Below are 20,130 nucleotides of genomic sequence, written 5' to 3'. Positions count from 1 at the left end.
CGACCCGGTTTCCAGAAATGATCGGCAAGATCAGTCGGGAATGACAGCGGTGCCATCAATTTCGACCAGCCACTCAGGACGCGCCAGCGCCTGAACAACCAACCCGGTCGAGACCGGATGCACACCTTTGATGTATTCGCCCATGGTGCGATAAACAGCCTCGCGGTGACGAACGTCGGTGATGTAGACGACGACCTTGACCAGATGCTCCATCGAACCACCGGACTCCTCGATCAATTGCTTGATATTCTGCATCACCTTGTGGGTCTGTTCGACCGGGTCATGGCTGTCGATGTTGACTGCATCGTCCAGATTTTGTGGGCACTGGCCGCGCAGATAGACTGTTTTACCGCCTTGCGTGACAACGGCCTGACATAGGTCGTTGTCGAGATTTTGCTCGGGGTAAGTTTCCTTGGTGTTGAATTTGCGAATGCGTGTATGCGCCATTTTGGGGCCCCGTTTGATTATTCTGCAGCAGCTGAGGAAACGATGGCAGCGTTGCCATCATAGTCGGCATATGCCCGCTGAATCGCGATCTGGTCAGCGATGTATTTTGCATCGTGCCACACGCCCCACAGGAAGGTCGAACCACGCCGCGATTGCCAAGGTAGCCCAAGGAAATACACGTCCGGTTCAACCGAGACACCGCGCTGATGGATCGGCGCGCCTTTTGCGTCGAACGCATCCGCTTTGATCCAACTGAAATCCTGCCGGAAACCCGTGGCCCAGATGATCGTGGTGATGCCTTCTTTGGCAAAATCGACCGAGGCCAGAGGGTTTATCAGGCTGTCCGGGTCGGCAAATACCTCTCGCGCGCTGGGCTCTTTGGGCAGGTCGATACCGGTGCGCTCGACATATGCGTCCGCCAAATCCAGCATCTCATGATAGTTGACGTCACCTGCAGCCACATTGCGTTGCAGATCATCGGCAAAGCTGAGGACGCCATTTTCAAAGCTTTTGGTCATTCCGGCAAGCGTTACACCCTCATTGCCGAGACGGCGGAAATCCATTGTATGGCCACCATAGGCCCCGCTGACCGAGATGGTCACATGCTCGGTCCCCGGTTTCATCGCGGCCATATCCCACAGGCCGAGAACACCCAACCACCAGACAAAGTCGCGGCCACGGTAGCGCCGCGGCGGGCGATCATGCGGACCCACGGACAGAAACACTTTGCGGCCAGCGCGGTTCAGCTCATCCGCTATTTGCGCACCGGATGACCCGGCGCCCACCACCATCACGGCCCCATCGGCCAATTGATCAGGGTTCTTGTAGTAGAATGAGTGGATTTGATCGACGCCCGCAGTTTCCGGCACGATCGGAGGAATAACCGGGTGCTGGAAAGCTCCTGTTGCCGCCACAATGCGTTTGGCATGGATTTCACCCGCCGTTGTTTGAACGAGGAACCCGCCTTCTTTCGGCAGACGTTCGGCCCTGAGCGCCTCAACCCCTTCACGAATCGGGGCTTTTACCATCTCGGCATATTCCACCAGATACTCGGCCACGCGGTCTTTCGATACGAAGGCATCCGGGTCATCGCCATTGAACAGCAGACTTGGGAAACGGTCATGCCAGGCTGGGCCATTAGCAACCAGAGCATCCCAGCGACCAGTTCGCCAAGCTTCGGCAGTCCGGTTCTTTTCAAGAATAATGTGGGGGACCTTGTTGTTTCCCAGGTGTTCACTCAGCGCGATGCCGGCCTGTCCACCGCCAACGACCAGCGTGTCGGTTCTTTCAATGGGCATGTATCGGTTTCCTTTTTTGCGTCCTGATCAGACCTGAAAGGCCATAGAATGCTGCGTCGTGCTGTACCGCCCCAGCACGCCCTGCGCGTTTCGCATGCAAATTCCCACAAGTTGGAAACTGGCGAAATAATTGTCTGACTTACCCCTAATTAGGCTTTGGCTAATCCCTGCACTGTCCCTTGCTGGGACAGGTGTGGCGCGATCAGGTAGTAAAGCTCACCCTGTGAAGATATCTGGCATTTCTTATAAAGCTGCTTGCGAATAACCTTCACAGTCTGCGGGCTGATCCCAAGCGTAAGGCCGATGGAAACCGACGAATGGCCCTGCAAAATCAAGATTGCGATCTCGGCCTGCCTGGCGCTTAGGCTGATGCCCATCTCAGTGGTCAAGCGCTGCCGCAACTGATCAACCCCGTTTTCTGACGCATCCTGGCCGCGCGAACTGATCCCTGCCCAATTCTGCCGGACCAGCGCATTTATAATTGGGGCCAAGTGTGTGGCCTTTTTCAGATCGCGCGACGCAAACTTTGATCCGGTTGTAGCATCACGCCCAATGCAAACCGTCATTGAAACGTCCTGCGATGGCCACGAGAAAAACGCGACCTCATCAGCCAGTGTGGTGCGTTGGTAGTACGACTTATAGTATTCATTGCGCTGAAACTGATCGGGCGCGATTTCGGCCAAATGGTACATCCCTTCCGCCGCACGTTTGGTGTGTAGGGCATAAAAAGGGTCCAGCAGATAAGCTCCGGTCACATAATGGCTGTTCATACGTTCGAACACACGCTGCTCAGCGGAGTCTGCCAGAAAAACCTCTGGTTGCTGTGCATCGAAAAACGCGAGAATTGTCACGTTGTCGAAGTGCAATGAGGCCTTAAGCCATAGGTGAAGCCGCGGCACGAACCCTGGCGTTCCGATTGCCTTGATGGCATCGGCCAAAAGGTCGGGTTCAGAAATCTGGTTCATGGTCTCATACCTCCCTGGGGGTATATACCCCTAAGAGTACAGTAATTACTAATAATGGCCAGTAAAGAGGGGTATCATTAGCCTGAAAACCTCTCCGACACTCAGACACGCGGCCGCGAACAGGTCGAAACTGCCAGAGACTCAAGGGAGGTCCAGCCATGCGCGACCCACGCTATGACATTCTGTTCGAACCGATGAAAATCGGCCCTCACACCGCCAAGAACCGGTTCTACCAAGTACCTCATTGCAACGGTGGCGGATATCGTGACCCTTCGGCAGCAGCAGCAATGCGGGGTATAAAGGCCGAAGGTGGATGGGGCGTGATATTTACCGAGCAGTGCGAGATGCACCACACGTCGGAAATCACACCCTTCATCGAACTGCGCCTGTGGGAGGACAAGGACATTCCACAGTTGCGCAAGATGTCAGAGAGGATGAAGACGCACGGCGCTCTGGCAGGGATTCAGCTGGCCTATTCCGGGATAAATGGCCCGAACCTCTACACCAAAGAAGTGCCGTTGGCCCCCTCGGCATTACCCATCCGGACCTTTACCAACGATCCGGTGCAGGCTCGTGCCTTGGACAAGCAGGATATCAAGGACCTGCGCCGTTGGTTCGTGAACGCTGCGAAGCGGTCGAAAGAGGCGGGGTTCGACCTGATCTGTCTCTATGGCGCGCACGGATTCGGCATCTTCCAGCATTTCCTCAGCCGTGCCACCAACCAGCGCAGCGACGAATATGGCGGCTCGCTGGAAAACCGCGCCCGGTTCAGCCAGGAAGTCATCGCCGATATGCGCGATGCCGTCGGCGACAAAATCGCTATCACATTGCGGGTTAGCCTAGATGAATCCATCGGCGAGTTGGGCTTCTCGAACGCCGAGGTGCGCGACTATATCGAGATGAACAAAGACCTGCCTGATCTTTGGGACCTGGCACAAGGTACGTGGGAGGACTGTTCGGGCCCTTCACGATTCAAGGAAGAGGCCGCGCAGGAACAGTTGGTGCGCGGCATCCACGAGTTGACTGACAAGCCAATCGTCGGAGTTGGTCGGTTCACCTCGCCCGATGTCATGGCCAAGATGGTCAAGTCCGGAACGCTTGACTTCATCGGCTGCGCCCGCCCCTCAATAGCTGACCCGTTCTTGCCGAAGAAGATCGAGGAAGGCCGAATCGAGGACATTCGGGAGTGCATTGGCTGCAACATCTGCATCACTGGTGACATGACCATGTCGATCAGCCGCTGCACTCAGAACCCGACCTTCATGGAAGAATGGCGCAAAGGCTGGCACCCCGAAAAGATGAACGAGAAAGGCGACAGCTCGAATGTTCTAATCGTAGGGTCGGGACCAGCGGGGCTGGAAGCGGCCTGGGCGCTGTGCCGTCGCGGCTATGATGTGGCGGTGGCCGAGGCACGAGACGTGATTGGTGGCCGCGTGGCTCGTGAGCGCCAATTGCCGGGCTTGTCAGCCTGGGGCCGTGTCGTTGATTACCGCGACTACCAACTCAGCCAGCGCCCGAATGTCGAAATATATCGTGAAAGCGAACTGGACGCCGACAGCATTCTTGAGTTCGGTTTTGAAAACGTCTGCATCGCCACAGGCTCAACTTGGCGCCGCGATGGCGTGGCCCGTCAGCACGTGGTTCCAATGCCGATCGCCAATGGAGCAAAGGTCTATACCCCTGACGACTTGATGGATGGAACCATCCCGTCTGGCCGTGTCGTGGTGTATGATGACGACCATTATTACATGGGCGGTGTTCTGGCCGAGCTGCTTGCAAAGAACGGGGCGCAAGTAACGCTGGTCACGCCCTCAGCCTATGTCAGCGACTGGACGAATAACACACTTGAACAGATCGCGATCCACCCGCGATTGATTGAAGCCGGGGTCGAGATTGTGCTCAATCAGGGTGTTACTGAAATCCACGCCGATCATGTTGTATCGAACTGCGTCTACACTGACCGAACCTGGAAGATCGAAGCAGATGCGGTCGTGATGGTTGCATCGCGGTTGGAAAACAACGCCGTGTTTAACGCTCTGAAGGCGAAAGAGTCGGAATGGGCTGACGCCGGAATCAAGTCCGTCAAACTGATTGGGGACGCCAACGCACCCGGCCCCATTGCTTGGGCGACATATGCCGGTCACCGCTATGCGCGCGAGCTGGACGGCGAAGACATCGGTGACGCTTTGCCATTCCGTCGGGAAATCACCGAACTGGCGGCGGATTGATCCCGTCTGAGACGGCTAATGGCGGCAGAGGTGATTCTCTGCCGTCTTTTACACTTTACTCTTGCCGAGCAGTAATTCCGGATTTTCACTGGAATACAGGGCGTAAATTCCGATGACGACATCAGCCCATTGTCTACTCGATGTGTTCCTCGGACAGCCTGTCGAAATGTTTCTGCGCAAAAGTTTGAAAACTGCTGATAAACTTGCCCGCACGATCTTCGTGATAGGCCAGCACAATGCTCAGAGGTCGAAGTTGCTCGACCAATGTCAGGGTTTTGACAGTGCCGCCGCTATACGTCGTCTCTGCCTTCGGCACCATTATCAAAAAGGAAAACCCGAAGCCTTCGGATACGGCGCTACGGACTGTCTCCAGCGAATTCGAGGCATAAGATATGTCTGGATAGAGGGCTGCCTCAGCCAGCAGTTCTTCGAAATATGCACGACTGCCGGGTCCGTCGAACATGACGTATGGAAGACCCTGCAGGTCGGATAACCGAACACTGTCTTTCTGCGCCAGAGGGTGGTTCGACGAAACGATCACTCTTGGCTGCAGCGAGGTCAGTTTCACGACCTTCGTACCTTTCAGTGACAAACCCCTGTCGTATGTTAGCGCGAGGTCGACTTCGCCATCTCGAAGCGCATCACCAAGCGCCGCCAGCCCGTATTCTTTTTGAAACACGCTGACGTTTGGAAAGCTACGCTGGTAGTCGCGAATAAGGGTCGGCAGAAAAAACGGCGCAAGGGTCTGGAACGCGCCCAGACGCAACTCTCCAGCCGTTTCCGAAACCAGAGCCTTTGCCTGAATCTCGACACGCTCAGCCTGCGTTTCAAGATCCAGAACGTGCCGCAGAAAAATACGCCCCTGCAGCGTCAGCGTCAAACCGCGTGCATGGTGGCGATCAAACAAGATCAGACCGGTCACGTCCTCAAGTTTTTGTATCGCCTGTGCCACGGATGGCTGCGAGATATTCAAGACCCGCGCGGCCTGCGCAATTCCGCCACACTCGGCAACGGTTCGAAAATAGGTGCATTGGCGCAAAGTGAAGCGAACCATATTTTGCCTTTCTCGATAAAACATTTTTTAAGTTTTTATATTTCTCATTTTAAGCGCAACTTAAAAATACCCAAACAAGACCGGGCGAATCTGCCTGCTGGTCGGTGTCACCGCATGATTGAGGAGCTACCCATGTCATTGGATCAGGCTGTAACTGAATTGCTAGATGCCGCGCATCGACCGATGGAAAACGCGGTGGCCATGCCGCCCTCTGTCTACACAAGCCAGGATTTTCTGCGCAGTGAGTTGGACCATGTCTTCAGCACGGACTGGGTCTGTGTCGGACGGTCCAGCCGTCTGGCGAATGTTGGCGATTACATCTCGCTTGAAATAGCGGAACAACCCATCGTCGTGCTTCGGGACAGGTCAGGAGAGTTGCGGGCCTTTTCAAATGTCTGCCTCCACCGCATGTCCACGATCGTTGAGGACGAAGGAAACGCCCGCGTTCTGGTTTGCCCCTATCACGCCTGGACTTACGATCTTGAGGGTAACCTGCGTGGCGCGCCGTTCATGAAAGAGACCACGGGGTTTTGCAAAGAAAGCTACAAGCTCCCGAAGATTCGTTGCGAGGAATGGTTGGGGTGGATCTATGTGACCCTGAATCCGGACACTGCCCCTGTGAGCCAGCAGCTTTCAGAACTGGAGAGCATGATCACGCAATACGGCATGGAGACCTATGTGGAGTGCTTCCGCGAAACCCATGTCTGGGACACGAACTGGAAGGTTCTGGCAGAGAACTTCATGGAAAGTTACCACCTGCCAGTTTGTCATGCAGATACGGTTGGTGGGCACTCCAAACTGGAAGAGATGGATTGCCCGCCGGGGCTCAGACACTTCAACTATCATTGGATAACCAAAGAAGCGTCGCTGCCGATGGGCAACGCGCATCCGGACAACACCCGCCTTGAGGGTGACTGGCGCAAAACCACAGCCCTGCTGACGCTTTACCCAAGCCACCTGATCACGCTGACGCCGGGATATTTCTGGTATCTTTCCCTGCATCCAAAAGGAACTGGGCAGGTTTCGATCATCTACGGCGGCGGTCTTTCACCCGAGTTCATGGCCGACCCAAAGGCTGATGAGTATGTCGCCACGCTGAAGAAGCTGCTGGACGATGTGAACGTCGAGGATCGCGACTGCACCGAGAAGGTGTTCAAAGGTCTGAATTCAGGGACCGCACGACCCGGTCACCTGTCTTATCTTGAAAGACCGATTTACGATTTCACACAGTATCTGGCCGAGAAAACAGCGGGGTTCAACCGCGTCTTCGGACCAGATGCTGCGCCGTAAACCGCAACTGGCTCAATATCTGCTGCTTGCCGCAATGGTCAAAACATTCAATTAGACCGCAGCCTTGGCCGGTGGCTGCGGTCATGATGAAAACATGAATGTTCAGTCGAACCTTTTTCGTCAACGGGGCACGCTGATTGCCAAAGCTTCCGGTTCGTCGCTGCACACCTCGTCTCGGCACAAAATATCTGCTGTCTCAACGTTGCGTCAATAATTTGATCAAATTTAGTGACAAGACGCGCAGTCTCTATTACATCTCGGACAAGTCGAGAGATGGAGACCCTAATGGACCTGAGCGCCCTGCACAGTTTTCGCGTCGCTGCCTGTGACCTGAATGGTCAGATGCGTGGCAAGCGCGTGCCGCCCTCTTACGCCGACAAGCTGGCCAAAGGAACGGTGCGAATGCCGTTCTCTGCGTTGAACGTCGACTTGTGGGGCGCGGATATCGATGGCAGTCCTTTGGTCTTTGAATCGGGCGATGCGGACGGCATGCTGTTGCCCACGGATCGCGGGCCGGTTCCCATGCCCTGGCTGGCGGCTGATACAGCGCTGGTTCCGATGTGCCTGCATGACGATGCGGGTGTGCCCTTCGCCGGAGACCCACGGCATGCTCTAGCCAGCGTTCTTGATCGTTATGCCCAGCGTGGCTGGTCAGTAATTTCTGCGACCGAATTGGAATTCACTCTGCTGGACGCATCTGGCCCGCAACCTCAGCCTCCGATCAACCCGGTGACGGCGCGCCGACTGGCGGACGAAGCCGTTCTATCCATGGCAGAAATGGACGCTTTTGATGCCTTTTTCACCGACCTCTACGACGGCTGCGCTGCGATGGGTATCCCCGCCCAAACAGCTATATCCGAAAGCGGGATTGGCCAATTTGAGATCAACCTAAACCATCAGAGCGCTATGCGCTGCGCCGATGATACGTGGCTTTTCAAGACCTTGACACGTGGGCTTGCGCGCAAACACGGGTTTACGGCCACGTTCATGTCCAAACCTTACGCCGAGGATGCTGGCAACGGGATGCATGTGCATTTCTCGGTTGTAGACCAGCAAGGTAAAAATGTGTTCGACAACGGGGGACCTGACGGTACTGATCTATTGCGCTGGGCTGTGGCTGGCTGTCTGGCGGCCATGCCAGGCAGCACGCTGATTTTTGCGCCTCACGGAAATTCCTACACTCGCCTCGTGCCCGGCGCGCACGCCCCCACCGGCGCAAGCTGGGCCTATGAAAACCGCACCGCTGCCCTGCGAATCCCCGGAGGCGCGCCCGCCGCACGCCGGATCGAACACCGCGTCGCAGGTGGCGATATCAACCCCTATCTCATGCTGGCCGCTGTGTTGGGCGCCGCACTGAACGGGATCGAAGACAAGACCGAGCCACCTGCCCCGATCTCGGGCAACGCCTACGACATTGACGGGCTACCGCAACTGGCGGGCGACTGGGCCTCTGCCATCGCGGCGTTTGAAACCGACCCGCACGTGGCGCGTATCTTCCCCGCCGACCTGATCCGCTTTTTCGCCATGACCAAGCGGCAGGAAATCCGACGCTTTGGCGAACGCCCGCCCGAAGAGCACTGGCTCAGCTATCTCGAAGCGGTTTGACCCTCTTGCCCGGCCGGAATTGGTCGGCTAGAATAAATTTGATCAAATTTGGTGACCTATGAAAATCGGCATCCTACTGACCGGCCATCCACCTGAGGTTCTACAGGACCAATTCGAAGAATATGACGCGATGTTTCGCGAGCTACTGGATGGCAACGGCTTCACATATGAAACCTTCGCCGTTGTAGACGGTCAGTTCCCAAAGGACGAGTTGCAGGCCGACGGCTGGATCATTTCTGGCTCGCGCCACGGAGCCTATGAGGATCATCCGTGGATACCGCCACTGGAAGATTTGATCCGCACGATTCAGAAAAGCGGCCGTCCCCTGATCGGCGTCTGCTTTGGCCACCAGATCATCGCGCAGGCACTAGGCGGCAAGGTCGAGAAATTCAACGGTGGTTGGGCTGTCGGGCGTACCGACTATGACTATGAGGGCCAGACCGTGACCCTGAATGCCTGGCATCAGGATCAGGTGGTTGCTCTGCCCGACAGCGCGCGGGTGTTGGGATCGAACGCGTTTTGCCAAAATGCCATGGTGGCGTATGGCGACACGATTTGGACGGTGCAGGCCCACCCTGAATATGGTGACGCCTTCATTCAGGGTTTGATGGATACACGAGGAAAAGGCGTTGTGCCTGAAGCCTTAATGAAAGCTGCCGCCAATCGCCTTCCCGCCCCCGATGACAACCCAAAGATCGGGCAACTTATGGCGGATTTTTTGAAGAAAGAGAGGGCCTGATGGCCGACTGGAAAGACCAACTGCCGCAGGCAGCCCGCACCTATATCGAAGACCAGAGATTGGATGAGGTCGAGTGTATAATCTCGGACCTGCCCGGCATTGCCCGCGGCAAGGCGGTTCCAGCGTCGAAATTCGCGCGCCAATCCTATTTTCACCTGCCTGACAGCATCTTTTACCAGACCATCACGGGTGACTGGGGAGAAGCCGCAGGCGAAGATGGTTTCATCGAACGGGACATGATCCTCAAGCCCGATTTCTCGACGACCTCAGCCGCGCCATGGACAGGCGATTGGACGTTGCAGGTAATCCACGACGCTTATGACCGCGAGGATAACCCGATCCCGTTCAGCCCACGAAACGTCCTGAAACGCGTCGTTCAATTGTATCACGACAAGGGTTGGAAGCCCGTAGTCGCACCCGAAATGGAGTTCTATTTGGTCGCCCCGAACGTCGATCCGGCGCAGGGCATCAAGCCGATGATGGGCCGTTCGGGCCGCCCGGCAGCTGCACGCCAGGCCTATTCGATGACCGCTGTGGACGAATTCGGTCCGGTGATAGACGACATCTATGACTTCGCCGAATATCAGGGCTTCGAAATCGACGGCATCACACAGGAAGGCGGCGCAGGTCAGCTGGAAATTAACCTGCGCCACGGCAACCCGGTTAAACTGGCGGACGAAGTGTTTTACTTCAAACGCCTGATCCGCGAGGCCGCCTTGCGCCACAACTGTTTCGCCACCTTCATGGCCAAACCAATCGAGGATGAGCCGGGCTCGGCCATGCACATTCACCACTCGGTCATAGATATTGAAACCGGGAAAAACATCTTCTCAGGGCCTCAAGGCGGCGAGACAGACGCGTTCTATCACTTTATCGCCGGGCTACAGAACCACCTGCCCGCCGGACTGGCCGTAATGGCGCCTTATGTGAACTCTTATCGTCGCTATGTGAAAGACCACGCGGCACCAATCAATCTGGAGTGGGCACGCGACAACCGTACCACGGGCATCCGTGTACCTTTGTCCGGCCCCGAAGCACGCAGGGTCGAGAACCGTATCGCCGGGATGGACTGCAACCCCTACCTGGGTATCGCGCTGTCTCTGGCTTGCGGCTATCTGGGTTTGACCCAACAGGAACGCCCTCGCCGCCAGTTCTATGGCGACGCCTATGAAGGCGAAGGCGATATCCCGCAAGTGATGGGCGAAGCACTGGACCTGTTCGACGGCGCCACTGCCCTGCACGAGGTTCTGGGACCAGAGTTTGCCCGTGTTTACGGCATCGTCAAACGGGCAGAGTATGAGGAGTTCCTGCAGGTGATCTCTCCGTGGGAGCGTGAGCATCTGCTGATGAACGTCTGAGGCACGCGATGAACCTGCTTTATTCAAATGATCACAAAGCCGAATATCCGGCCAGTTGGTACGCGGCGACGGCCAATTCGATGGATAGGTTCCCGGCTCTGTCCGATGACACCAAAGCCGATGTTTGTGTTGTTGGGGCTGGCTATACCGGTCTATCCGCAGCCCTGCACCTGGCAGAAGCGGGCCTGGATGTTGTGCTGCTCGAGGCGCATCGCGTGGGATTTGGTGCCTCTGGTCGCAATGGCGGCCAACTGGGCAGCGCTCAACGCATGGATCAAGAGGATTTGGAGCGTCTGGTGGGTAATGATGACGCCTCCAAGCTTTGGGATTTGGCCGAGGACGCAAAAGATCTGGTCATATCCCTTATCGGGAAACATCAGATAGACTGTGACCTGAAGCCGGGTGTGGCCGTCTTAGGCTTAAGCACCAGTGAACAGGCAGAGCTACATAAGCACGCCGCACATTTGTCCGACCAATATGGATATCGCCAGATCGAATGTCTGGATGAGGCAGCCGGGCATGCTTTGTGCCCTTCACCCGCTTATAAGGGCGGATATCTGGATAAGGGCGCAGCGCATCTGCACCCGCTCAACTACGCTTTGGGGCTGGCACGAGCCGCAGCCAAAGCCGGGGTTCGCATCCACGAAAGCACCGAAGTCACTGGAATAGAGGAAGGCCGAACCGTCAAAGTGCACACGGCCGACGGAACAGTCAGTGCCAGCCACGTCATTCTGGCCTGCAACGGCTATCTGGGTGATCTGAACCGCAAAGTGGCGGCGCGGGTCATGCCAATCAACAACTTCATCGCTGCGACTGAGCCGTTAGGGGCCGGGACCGCCCGTGTGCTGACCCTAGACGTCGCAGTTGCCGATACCAAATTCGTCATCAATTATTTCCGGCTCAGCGCCGATGGCCGTTTGCTGTTTGGTGGCGGTGAAAGCTACGGTTACCGCTTCCCGTCGGATATTGCCGCCAAGGTGCGCAAACCGATGGCTGAGATTTTCCCCCATCTGCAGGATGTGAAGATCGATTATGCCTGGGGCGGCACGCTGGCCATTACCATGCGCCGGATGCCCTATTTGGCGCGGGTTGCGCCGAATATCCTGTCAGCCTCGGGCTATTCCGGCCACGGGGTCGGTACAGCCACCCATGCTGGTCAATTGATGGCTTTGGCGATCCAGGGACAGGCTGAAGGGTTCGACACCATGGCCCGCGTCCCCGCCCTGCCCTTCCCCGGCGGCCCCGCCCTGCGCAGCCCGCTGCTGGTGCTGGCGATGACATGGTTTGCGCTGCGGGACCGGCTGGGGATCTGACCCGCTAGAATTGCGACAGATTGGTGAAATTTCGCCCACCCCGCGATTGAGGGGTTTTATTGCCAAACGTTTAGCTTTACGTTTCCCAAAGATAGAATTCGGGAAAACCAAATATGACGCTTCCTCCAAACGTTCATGACGCCGAACCCATCCCCGCAGCAGCAAAAGAAGCCATCGACGCCCTGATGCAGTCGGGCGACCTGTTTCGCTATACCGCGCCGCAAGATGCGCCCGTGGCATTGCTTGAGGCGGAATTTGCCGAGCTTTTGGGTTCGAAATACGCACTGGCCGTGTCATCTTGTTCAGCCGCATTGTTCTTGTCGCTCAAGGCTTTGGGCCTGCCGCGGGACGCGCGGGTGCTGATCCCTGGCTTTACCTTCGCCGCGGTCCCCTCGTCGGTCGTGCATGCGGATTGTATTCCAGTGCTGTGCGAAGTGGCCGAGAATTATCGCATCGACATGGACGACTTTGCTGCCAAGCTGGAGAACGTGCAGGCGGTGATTATCAGCCATATGCGTGGTCACACCTCGGACATGGACGCTATCATGGCCCTCTGCAATGAACGCAACATTCCCGTAATCGAGGACGCAGCCCATTCGCTTGGCACCACATGGCACGGGCAGAACATTGGCACCATCGGCAAAGTTGGCTGTTTCTCGTTCCAGTCCTACAAGATGATCAATGCCGGCGAAGGCGGTATCCTGATCACCGATGACGCCGATCTGGTTGCCCGCGCTGTCATCATGTCCGGTGCCTATGAACATAACTGGAAGAAGCACAAAGGCCCCCGTGGCGACAACTCACCTGAACTGGAGCAGGCCTTTGCCCGCTGGCAGAACCAGTTGCCGCTTTACAACCTTCGTATGAGCAACCTGAGCGCCGCCGTGATCCGCCCGCAAATCCCCGAGCTGGCGCGCCGTGTAAAAGACGGGCTGGCGAACCACGACTATGTGGCCGAACGGCTGAACACGTCGGATTACATCGACGTCCCTGCCCCGCTGGTGCCGGAGCGTCGCGCGCCGGACTCGATCCAGTTCAATCTGGTTGGTATGGGCGAGGCCGAGATCCGCGCCTTTGCCGCCGCCTCTGAATCGCGCGGCGTAAAGGTGCAGGTGTTCGGCCTGAGCGAGGACAATGCCCGCGCCTTTTGGAACTGGCAGTTCCTTCCAGAAAAGTTTGAGCTTCCACAAACGCGCGACATGCTGATGAAGGCCTGTGACGTACGCCTGCCAGTGCGCCTGACCAAGGAAGAACTGGACGTGATCGCTGATATCCTGCTGGCCTCGGTGGGTGAAGTAACCGGTCCGGTCCCCGCGTACGGCACTTGACTATTCGCCCAGATCAAACAGGTCGACAGACAGAAACAGCGCTGTAATCCCCTTAGGGGTTGCAGCCACGCGAGACAGGATTGCAGCAACCTGCACCCCATCAGACGTTTCGACCAGAAGTGGCGCGCCAGAATCCCCCATCATCACAGGGCAGATCGCCAAAAGAACACCGTCCGATGCGATTCGCGGTGCGCAGGCCTGTGTCCGACTTAGGACATGAGGGCGAATACCGGGATACCCAGCCACGAAGGCGTCGGCCGTTCCCGCCTCTGAAAGGGAAAGAAAACCCACCTGCTGACCGATCGGATCGGTCAATTCCAAGACTGCCCAATCCAAATCAGCGCGGCTGTCAAACCCGCCGCCCAGACCCTGTTCAGCAGGTAGCCGGAATCCGTTGATACCTGAGACGACCGTGGCTTTTCCGCGCTGGTAACCAGCAGCAAAACGGATGCTGGATGGCGGAATCCAACTCTGGCGCGCTGAGTTGTAAAGGCAATGCGCCGCGGTCAGGACCAGACGATCCGAAACCAGAACACCAGTGCAATGGGACCTCTGATCTCGGCTGGCGAAATTGATCCGCCCAATAGCGCGCCAAGGGGGCTTGGCCGCATCAAGAATTTCACGCGTCCGAATATCTTCGCACCCGGCAGCAGACTTAGTGCCCAGCGTACAAATCTGAGACCAGTTTTCTGAGAAAACACCCTGCGACAGCGCAGGCTGCATCCAAAGCAAAGCGACACTCAGGACCAGCCAACGCGCCACCACGGGCGTCAGTTCAGCTTGGAAAGCTTTTGTTGCAACTCAGCCAGTTGCTTTTTGATGTCATCCAGATCTTCTTTCGGCTCGGCCTTTGCGTCGTCATCTTTTTCCGGTCCGGACCAGCCGCCAGACAGACCACCGGTCATCGCCTTGAGAAAAGCTTGTTGCTGCGCTTGCAAAGCCTCAAAGCCCGGCATCTGAGACATCGGGTTTATGGCGTTCATATTTTCCATCATCGTATTCTGGCTTTCACGCAGCATTTCGAACGAGCTTTGCAGGAATTGCGGCATCATTCCACCGCCCGGAATCATATAGCTACGTACCAGATCGTTCAGCACATTTACCGGCAGCACATTTTCGCCGCGGCTTTCATGCTCAGCAATGATCTGCAGCAGATATTGCCGGGTCAGGTCATCCCCGGTTTTCAGATCGATGATCTGAACTTCCCGCCCATCACGAATAAAGGCCGCAATATCTTCAAGCGTGACATAGTCGCTGGTCTCGGTGTTATACAACCGACGACTTGCATAGCGTTTTATCAACAGCGGTTTATCTTGTTCTGCCACCGTTTACCCTCCCCGAGTATGATGCGTTGCAGCACAGATTATGCGACTGCAGAACAAAAAGAAAGGGCAGGTCGTTAGACCTGCCCTACGCGATTGCACCAGATGGGAGGAACGGGTGCGTGTCGCGGTATTCTTTTACTTGGTAGCAGCAGCTTTCTTAGCAGCGGCTGTCACGTCGTTGGTTGCTTTCTTAACGGCAGCAGTTGCGTCTTCAGCAGCGTCTTTGCCAGCAGCCATCAGCAGCTCAACAGTTTCGGACTGCAGCTTTTTCGCGATTTCAGCGAAGGCAGCCATGTTTTCAGCAGCAACTTCAGCCGAAGCGCTTGCGAAATCGGTGGCGGCTTTTGCGTAGTCTGCAGGCTCGGCCTTTGCTTTCGACATCTCGTTCAGCTTGGACAGAGTGTCTTTGGTCCATTTGTTGGAGATCTCAGCCGACTTCTCAGCTGCTTCCAGAGCAACACCCGACAGTTTTTCGTTCAGGGTTGCAGTCGATTTGAAGGCACCTTCCAGAGCGGTGGTGTCAACGGGGAACGCGCCCATCATGTCTTTCAGGGTCGCGGTAAAGTCTTGAGTCTTTGCCATTGTCCTAATCCTTTTGCCGAACCGGGCCCACCCCGGCTTTCATCAGCTTGAGGACAATATGATTTCTGCAGCGCAGCATTGCAAGTTTTTTTTGCTGCGCTGCAGAAAAAATTTAATTTACCAACAAAATCATCCGTTTGGATTGGCCACGACATAGGTGCCTGGCGCAGATGCCAGCCGAGGATGATCCGAATCGCCGGTATCGCGGGCAGGAACCTGCTTGCCGGACAGCTTCTTCAGCCAAGCCTCCCACGTGGGCCACCAGGACCCTTCGTGGAAATCAGCTTCTTTCATCCAGGTATCAGCGTCCCCCTTCAGGTCGGGGTTCGTATAATGACCGTATTTCTTTCTACTGGGTGGATTGATGATCCCTGCGATATGACCAGATTCCGAAACCACGAAGGTCTTAGACCGTGATCCCATCTTCTGCACACCGCGATAGCAATCTTTCCAAGCCGCGATGTGGTCGGTCTCGCAAGTGATCGCCATCACCGGCACATCCACGTCGCTAACACGCAGCTTGTGCCCCATCATTTCAAACCCGTCGCCTGTGAATTCGTTGCGCTGGCAGAGACCGCGCAAATATTGCACTGCCATTTTGGCCGGAAGGTTGGTCCCGTCACCGTTCCAATATAACAGATCAAAGGCTGGCGGCACCTCGCCCATCATATAGCTGCGAATGGCCGGACCGTAGATAAGGTCGCGGGACCGCAGGAATGACATGGTTCGGGCCATGATCCACGCCCGCAAGATACCCTCTTTGGTCACCTCTTCCTCGACACCATCGATGAAATCGTTTTGCAGGAAAGGGGTGAACTCGCCCTGATCGGAGAAATCCGTCAGCGCCGTGAACAGGGTGGCAGACTTAACCGACTTGTCGCCACGCTGCTTCAGCAAAGACAGTGTCAAACTCAGCGTGGTGCCCGCAATGCAATAGCCGATCGCGTTTACCTGTTTGACATTGCAAATCTTCTTCGCTTCTTCGATCGCGGTCAGGAAACCATCCTGAATATAATCTTCCATCCCGGAATCGGCATAGCTTTCATCCGGGTTGACCCAGCTGACGACAAAAAGGGTATATCCCTGCTCAGTAACCCATTTGATGAGACTGTTCTGGGCCTTGAGGTCGAGAATGTAGAACTTGTTTATCCAAGGGGGGAATAGAACGATGGGCGTTTCATATACCGTCTCAGTCGCGGGTTTGTACTGAATCAGTTCCATCATCCGGTTGCGGTAGACCACATCGCCCGGCGTGGTTGCCAGATTGCCACCCACCTCAAACGCGCTCTCATCAGCCAGCTTGACCACCAGTTCGCCGTCATTTGCCTCAAGATCCGCAACAAGGTTCTCAAGCCCCTTGATCAGAGACTGCCCCTCGGTCTCAACCGCCTTTTGCAGCGCATCTGGATTCGTTGCCAGGAAATTGGTGGGGGCCATCATATCGACAATCTGCTGCGAGAAGTATCTCAGCCGACGTTTGTCCTTGTCATCCAAGTTCTCGACTGACGCGACGGCTTGGGCGATGGCTTCGGAATTGGTCTGGTACTGCTGACGGATCAATCGGAAGTAGGGATTCGTGTCCCACAGAGGGTTAGAGAATCGCTTGTCCGTAGGCTTGGCGTCTGTCTCTTCAACGTCGCTGGAAGTCATGGCCTTCTGCGCTTCGGCGAAATTCAGAACCGACTTTCCCCAATACTCTATCTGCTGCTCCAGCAACTTAGCTGGATTCTGCAACGCTTCGGACCAATATGCAGTTGCTGCCCGTGCGAAAAGCTCTTGATTCGGGCCGTCCAAGGCGGGGGTATGCGACTTTTTCTCGGTCATAACCTCGATCAACCGCTTCGAAAGCGCCTCAACCTTGTCCATATTTTCCTTAAGGCGTTCAATGTGTTCGTCGGTCACTTCCAGCATTTGATCTTCACTTGTTGTCATTTTACCGAATCCCCCCTAACCTCGCTGCCGTGCAGAATAACGTCGTGGGTGTCGGGGGGCAAAGCGGCGAATGGTCCGAAGTAAGATGCTGACATTTGGGAGGCCCCTTTATCCATGCGTTATATGATGACATACGACTTGATGGAGACGTTGCGCAATACCAACCAATGGATGGGCGCTACTGCCAGTGCCATGGCATCCTATCCAATGTTCTCCATGGTCCCCAACCCTGGCTTTAGCATGATGGCCGCATGGGGTGAGGTGACTGAGCGTACATTCCAGCGCATGGTCGTCAAGCCCGACTGGGGTATCCGCACGTTTACCTGCGAAGACGGCAAGGACCATCTGGTCGACGTCACAACTGTTGTCGAGCGCCCATTTGGTGATCTGGTACACTTCCGCGTTAACGGCCGCGAAGAACAACCCCGCAAGGTTTTGCTTGTTGCGCCGATGTCTGGCCACTATGCGACTCTGCTGCGATCGACCGTGAAAAGCCTGCTGGTCAATTGCGAAGTTTATGTCACCGATTGGCATAATGCGCGCGACATCCCTGTGTCCGAAGGCAAATTCGATGTAGAGGACTATACTCTATATCTTGTCGATTTTATGAAAGAGCTTGGCCCCGATACTCATGTTATCGCCGTGTGCCAACCCGTACCTCTGACGCTTGCCGCGACCGCATACTTGGCCGAGGTCGAGCCCAAGGCTCAGCCCAGCACCCTGACCTTGATCGGTGGTCCTGTTGACCCTGACGCCACTCCTACCGACGTGACCGATTTCGGTCGCCGCGTCACAATGGGGCAGTTGGAAGAGACCATGATCCAGCGTGTCGGTTTCAAATATAAGGGTGTGGGCCGCATGGTTTATCCCGGCCTGTTGCAGCTGGCGTCGTTCATGTCGATGAACGCCGAGCGTCACTCCCAGGCCTTTTCGGACCAAATTCAGCGTGTCATGCGGGGTGAGGCCTCGGACCACGATGCCCATAACCGTTTCTATGACGAATATCTGGCCGTCATGGACATGACCGCCGAGTTCTACCTGTCAACGGTTGAACGTGTGTTCAAGAATCGCGAAATCGCCCGAAACGAATTTGTTGTCGCTGGCCACAAAGTCGATATCGGCAAGATCACCGATGTTGCGGTCAAGACGGTTGAAGGCGCAAACGACGACATTTCGGCCCCCGGCCAATGTATCGCCGCGCTGGACCTGTGCACCGGATTGCCTGATGAGAAAAAAGCCAGCCATGTTGAGCCCGATGCCGGTCACTACGGTATCTTTGCCGGACGCAGCTGGCGCTATAACATCCGGCCGCTGGTGATCGACTTTATGAACGCAAACACGCGCAAATCGCGTCAGCGTGCTGCCAACAGCAACAAAGTCGCCTGATAAAATGAGCAGGAGGGCGACCAAGGAAACGCCTTTCTCCTGCAATTGCGGTTCATTGCACGGGCACATTACTGCTGCCGGGGTTCACTCGGGCACGCATGTTGGTTGTTTTTGCCATGATTGTCGTGCGGCGCAGCTGTATTTCGAGCAACCCGACCCGGCCCCCGGTCCGGTCGACATTCTACAGATGAGCCCCGAAGAAATCCGCATTGAAGGCGGTGCCGAACATCTCGCGTTGATGCAGCTCAGCCCCAAGGGGATGCTTCGCTGGTATGCCGGTTGCTGCAATGCGCCGTTGGCGACGACGGCGCGTACCGCGAAGGTTCCGTTCGCCGGGTTCATCGTTAAGCGCATCGCTGATCCCAGTGGGCTAGGCCCCATCACGACCCTCGGCTTTGTTCCGCGAACCGGAGGCAAACAGTCCCATGAAAAACTGCGCTATGCGGCTATTGGGATGCTGAAACGCCTCACCAAATCCTGGTTGTCCGGTAGCTGGAAAAAAACGCCCTTCTTCGATGCAAACAGCGGTGCACCCGTGGCGACACCTAAGATACTCAGCAAGGCTGAGCGCGCTCAGCTATATACGTGATCCAATCGCGCAGGTCTGCTCACCCTTCTAGTCAACACCCTACTCTTACGCTCAGGTGTTTCAAGGATAGATGATGCCCCGAAAACCCGGAAAATCGGCATACCTTTCGCGGCGCGCCTCCAAGCTTTCGGCTGGCTCGTCCCCGGGCCGTAACAAGCAGCCTCGCGGTGCAATATAGCTGTCGATTCGTCGATGAGGCTTGGGCCGCCAGACCAGATTGAATGCGCACAGTTTGGGAAAAAACCAGATCTCGGAATAGTCCAGATGATCGTGAATCCACCATGCCAAATCGCGCCAATCGCGCCCGGTTTCGTACTGATCAGCAAACCACGGAATAACGATCGACGCCCCGGCAATTCGCGCATCCCCCTCACCCCTGTCCCAGATATGACACTCCAACGGGTTGTCGTTGCGGGCGCAATTCAGACGGTTTTCATTGCCAAACTGATTCAGTGAGGGAGATCGGTACCCGGACCGAACCGCGATACGCCCAAATGTCTCTTCAAGCGGGTCCAACAGGGTCTGACAAAACGCGCGCCCGGTTTCGATGGCAAGATCAGGGTTGTCCGGAAGGTTCTGTTTTTCATGGAAATTTCCGATTTCGGAATACAGGAAATCCCGCATGAAGAAATGGCGGGACAAGCGCACGCGACCCAGTGTTTCAAGGCTCCACATACTGCCCGGCTTGCGC

At 56.1% G+C, this 20,130-nt stretch carries 18 protein-coding genes; 9 read left to right on the top strand and 9 right to left on the bottom strand.

The genetic code is table 11. From position 1 onward, the window contains the following. Nucleotides 1–30: 30 nt before the first annotated feature. The 3 genes from ACR0D7_RS05265 to ACR0D7_RS05255 all read right to left on the bottom strand — a co-directional run bounded on the left by ACR0D7_RS05265 (nucleotide 31) and on the right by ACR0D7_RS05255 (nucleotide 2,710). Entirely contained in the window at nucleotides 31–447 is a 417-nt protein-coding gene (locus ACR0D7_RS05265; protein ID WP_170382607.1) for a RidA family protein, read from the bottom strand. 17 nt (nucleotides 448–464) lie between these two features. Further along, nucleotides 465–1,745, bottom strand: coding sequence for a flavin-containing monooxygenase (locus ACR0D7_RS05260; RefSeq protein WP_480678046.1), 1,281 nt, complete (start codon nucleotides 1,743–1,745; stop codon nucleotides 465–467). A 149-nt stretch (nucleotides 1,746–1,894) separates the two neighbouring features. Then, a complete protein-coding gene (locus ACR0D7_RS05255) occupies nucleotides 1,895–2,710 on the bottom strand; it encodes a helix-turn-helix transcriptional regulator (protein WP_480678045.1) in 816 nt (271 codons plus the stop codon). 158 nt (nucleotides 2,711–2,868) lie between these two features. Between ACR0D7_RS05255 and ACR0D7_RS05250 the strand changes: the two genes are divergently transcribed. Next, nucleotides 2,869–4,938 (top strand): oxidoreductase, encoded by a 2,070-nt coding sequence (locus ACR0D7_RS05250; RefSeq protein WP_480678044.1) that lies wholly within the window; start codon nucleotides 2,869–2,871, stop codon nucleotides 4,936–4,938. A gap of 133 nt (nucleotides 4,939–5,071) precedes the next feature. Here ACR0D7_RS05250 and ACR0D7_RS05245 read toward each other — a convergent pair whose 3' ends face one another. Then, a complete protein-coding gene (locus ACR0D7_RS05245) occupies nucleotides 5,072–5,992 on the bottom strand; it encodes a LysR substrate-binding domain-containing protein (protein WP_480678043.1) in 921 nt (306 codons plus the stop codon). A 132-nt stretch (nucleotides 5,993–6,124) separates the two neighbouring features. Here ACR0D7_RS05245 and ACR0D7_RS05240 point away from each other — a divergent pair, with 132 nt between their 5' ends. From ACR0D7_RS05240 to ACR0D7_RS05215, 6 genes are all read left to right on the top strand, one after another. Next, complete coding sequence (locus ACR0D7_RS05240) at nucleotides 6,125–7,282, top strand: aromatic ring-hydroxylating oxygenase subunit alpha (RefSeq protein ID WP_480678042.1); 1,158 nt, start codon at nucleotides 6,125–6,127, stop codon at nucleotides 7,280–7,282. Nucleotides 7,283–7,567: 285 nt separating this feature from the next. Then, the gene (locus tag ACR0D7_RS05235; RefSeq protein ID WP_480678041.1) at nucleotides 7,568–8,887 is read left to right on the top strand and encodes a glutamine synthetase family protein; all 1,320 of its coding nucleotides are present in this window, start codon (nucleotides 7,568–7,570) and stop codon (nucleotides 8,885–8,887) included. Between the two features lie 58 nt (nucleotides 8,888–8,945). Then, entirely contained in the window at nucleotides 8,946–9,626 is a 681-nt protein-coding gene (locus tag ACR0D7_RS05230) for a type 1 glutamine amidotransferase (protein ID WP_480678040.1), read from the top strand. Then, a complete protein-coding gene (locus ACR0D7_RS05225) occupies nucleotides 9,626–10,984 on the top strand; it encodes a glutamine synthetase family protein (protein ID WP_480678039.1) in 1,359 nt (452 codons plus the stop codon). Before ACR0D7_RS05230 ends, ACR0D7_RS05225 begins: the two co-directional genes overlap by 1 nt. Before the next feature lie 8 nt (nucleotides 10,985–10,992). After that, complete coding sequence (locus ACR0D7_RS05220) at nucleotides 10,993–12,297, top strand: NAD(P)/FAD-dependent oxidoreductase (RefSeq protein ID WP_480678038.1); 1,305 nt, start codon at nucleotides 10,993–10,995, stop codon at nucleotides 12,295–12,297. 113 nt (nucleotides 12,298–12,410) lie between these two features. Then, entirely contained in the window at nucleotides 12,411–13,625 is a 1,215-nt protein-coding gene (locus ACR0D7_RS05215) for a DegT/DnrJ/EryC1/StrS family aminotransferase (RefSeq protein WP_480678037.1), read from the top strand. On the opposite strand, the gene ACR0D7_RS05210 is transcribed toward ACR0D7_RS05215, so the two are convergent. The 4 genes from ACR0D7_RS05210 to ACR0D7_RS05195 all read right to left on the bottom strand — a co-directional run bounded on the left by ACR0D7_RS05210 (nucleotide 13,626) and on the right by ACR0D7_RS05195 (nucleotide 17,464). Further along, nucleotides 13,626–14,387 (bottom strand): trypsin-like serine peptidase, encoded by a 762-nt coding sequence (locus ACR0D7_RS05210; RefSeq protein WP_480678036.1) that lies wholly within the window; start codon nucleotides 14,385–14,387, stop codon nucleotides 13,626–13,628. It lies immediately after the preceding gene. 8 nt (nucleotides 14,388–14,395) lie between these two features. Further along, complete coding sequence (gene phaR, locus ACR0D7_RS05205; RefSeq protein ID WP_170382586.1) at nucleotides 14,396–14,950, bottom strand: polyhydroxyalkanoate synthesis repressor PhaR; 555 nt, start codon at nucleotides 14,948–14,950, stop codon at nucleotides 14,396–14,398. Between the two features lie 135 nt (nucleotides 14,951–15,085). After that, nucleotides 15,086–15,532: a phasin family protein gene (locus ACR0D7_RS05200; RefSeq protein WP_480678035.1), complete on the bottom strand. Its 447-nt coding sequence runs from the start codon at nucleotides 15,530–15,532 to the stop codon at nucleotides 15,086–15,088. A 129-nt stretch (nucleotides 15,533–15,661) separates the two neighbouring features. Next, nucleotides 15,662–17,464 (bottom strand): PHA/PHB synthase family protein, encoded by a 1,803-nt coding sequence (locus ACR0D7_RS05195; protein WP_480678034.1) that lies wholly within the window; start codon nucleotides 17,462–17,464, stop codon nucleotides 15,662–15,664. Nucleotides 17,465–17,578: 114 nt separating this feature from the next. Between ACR0D7_RS05195 and phaZ the strand changes: the two genes are divergently transcribed. Together phaZ and ACR0D7_RS05185 are read left to right on the top strand one after the other, a co-directional pair. Beyond that, nucleotides 17,579–18,850, top strand: coding sequence for a polyhydroxyalkanoate depolymerase (gene phaZ, locus ACR0D7_RS05190; protein WP_480678033.1), 1,272 nt, complete (start codon nucleotides 17,579–17,581; stop codon nucleotides 18,848–18,850). A 4-nt stretch (nucleotides 18,851–18,854) separates the two neighbouring features. Beyond that, nucleotides 18,855–19,439 carry a DUF6151 family protein gene (locus tag ACR0D7_RS05185; RefSeq protein WP_480678032.1) on the top strand — a complete coding sequence of 195 codons (585 nt, stop codon included), beginning with the start codon at nucleotides 18,855–18,857 and terminating at the stop codon, nucleotides 19,437–19,439. 60 nt (nucleotides 19,440–19,499) lie between these two features. On the opposite strand, the gene ACR0D7_RS05180 is transcribed toward ACR0D7_RS05185, so the two are convergent. Continuing rightward, nucleotides 19,500–20,114: a hypothetical protein gene (locus ACR0D7_RS05180; RefSeq protein ID WP_480678531.1), complete on the bottom strand. Its 615-nt coding sequence runs from the start codon at nucleotides 20,112–20,114 to the stop codon at nucleotides 19,500–19,502. Nucleotides 20,115–20,130: the final 16 nt, after the last annotated feature.

This window comes from Ruegeria sp. BB7, assembly GCF_056539365.1.
This window is presented reverse-complemented; position numbering and strand designations above follow the sequence as displayed.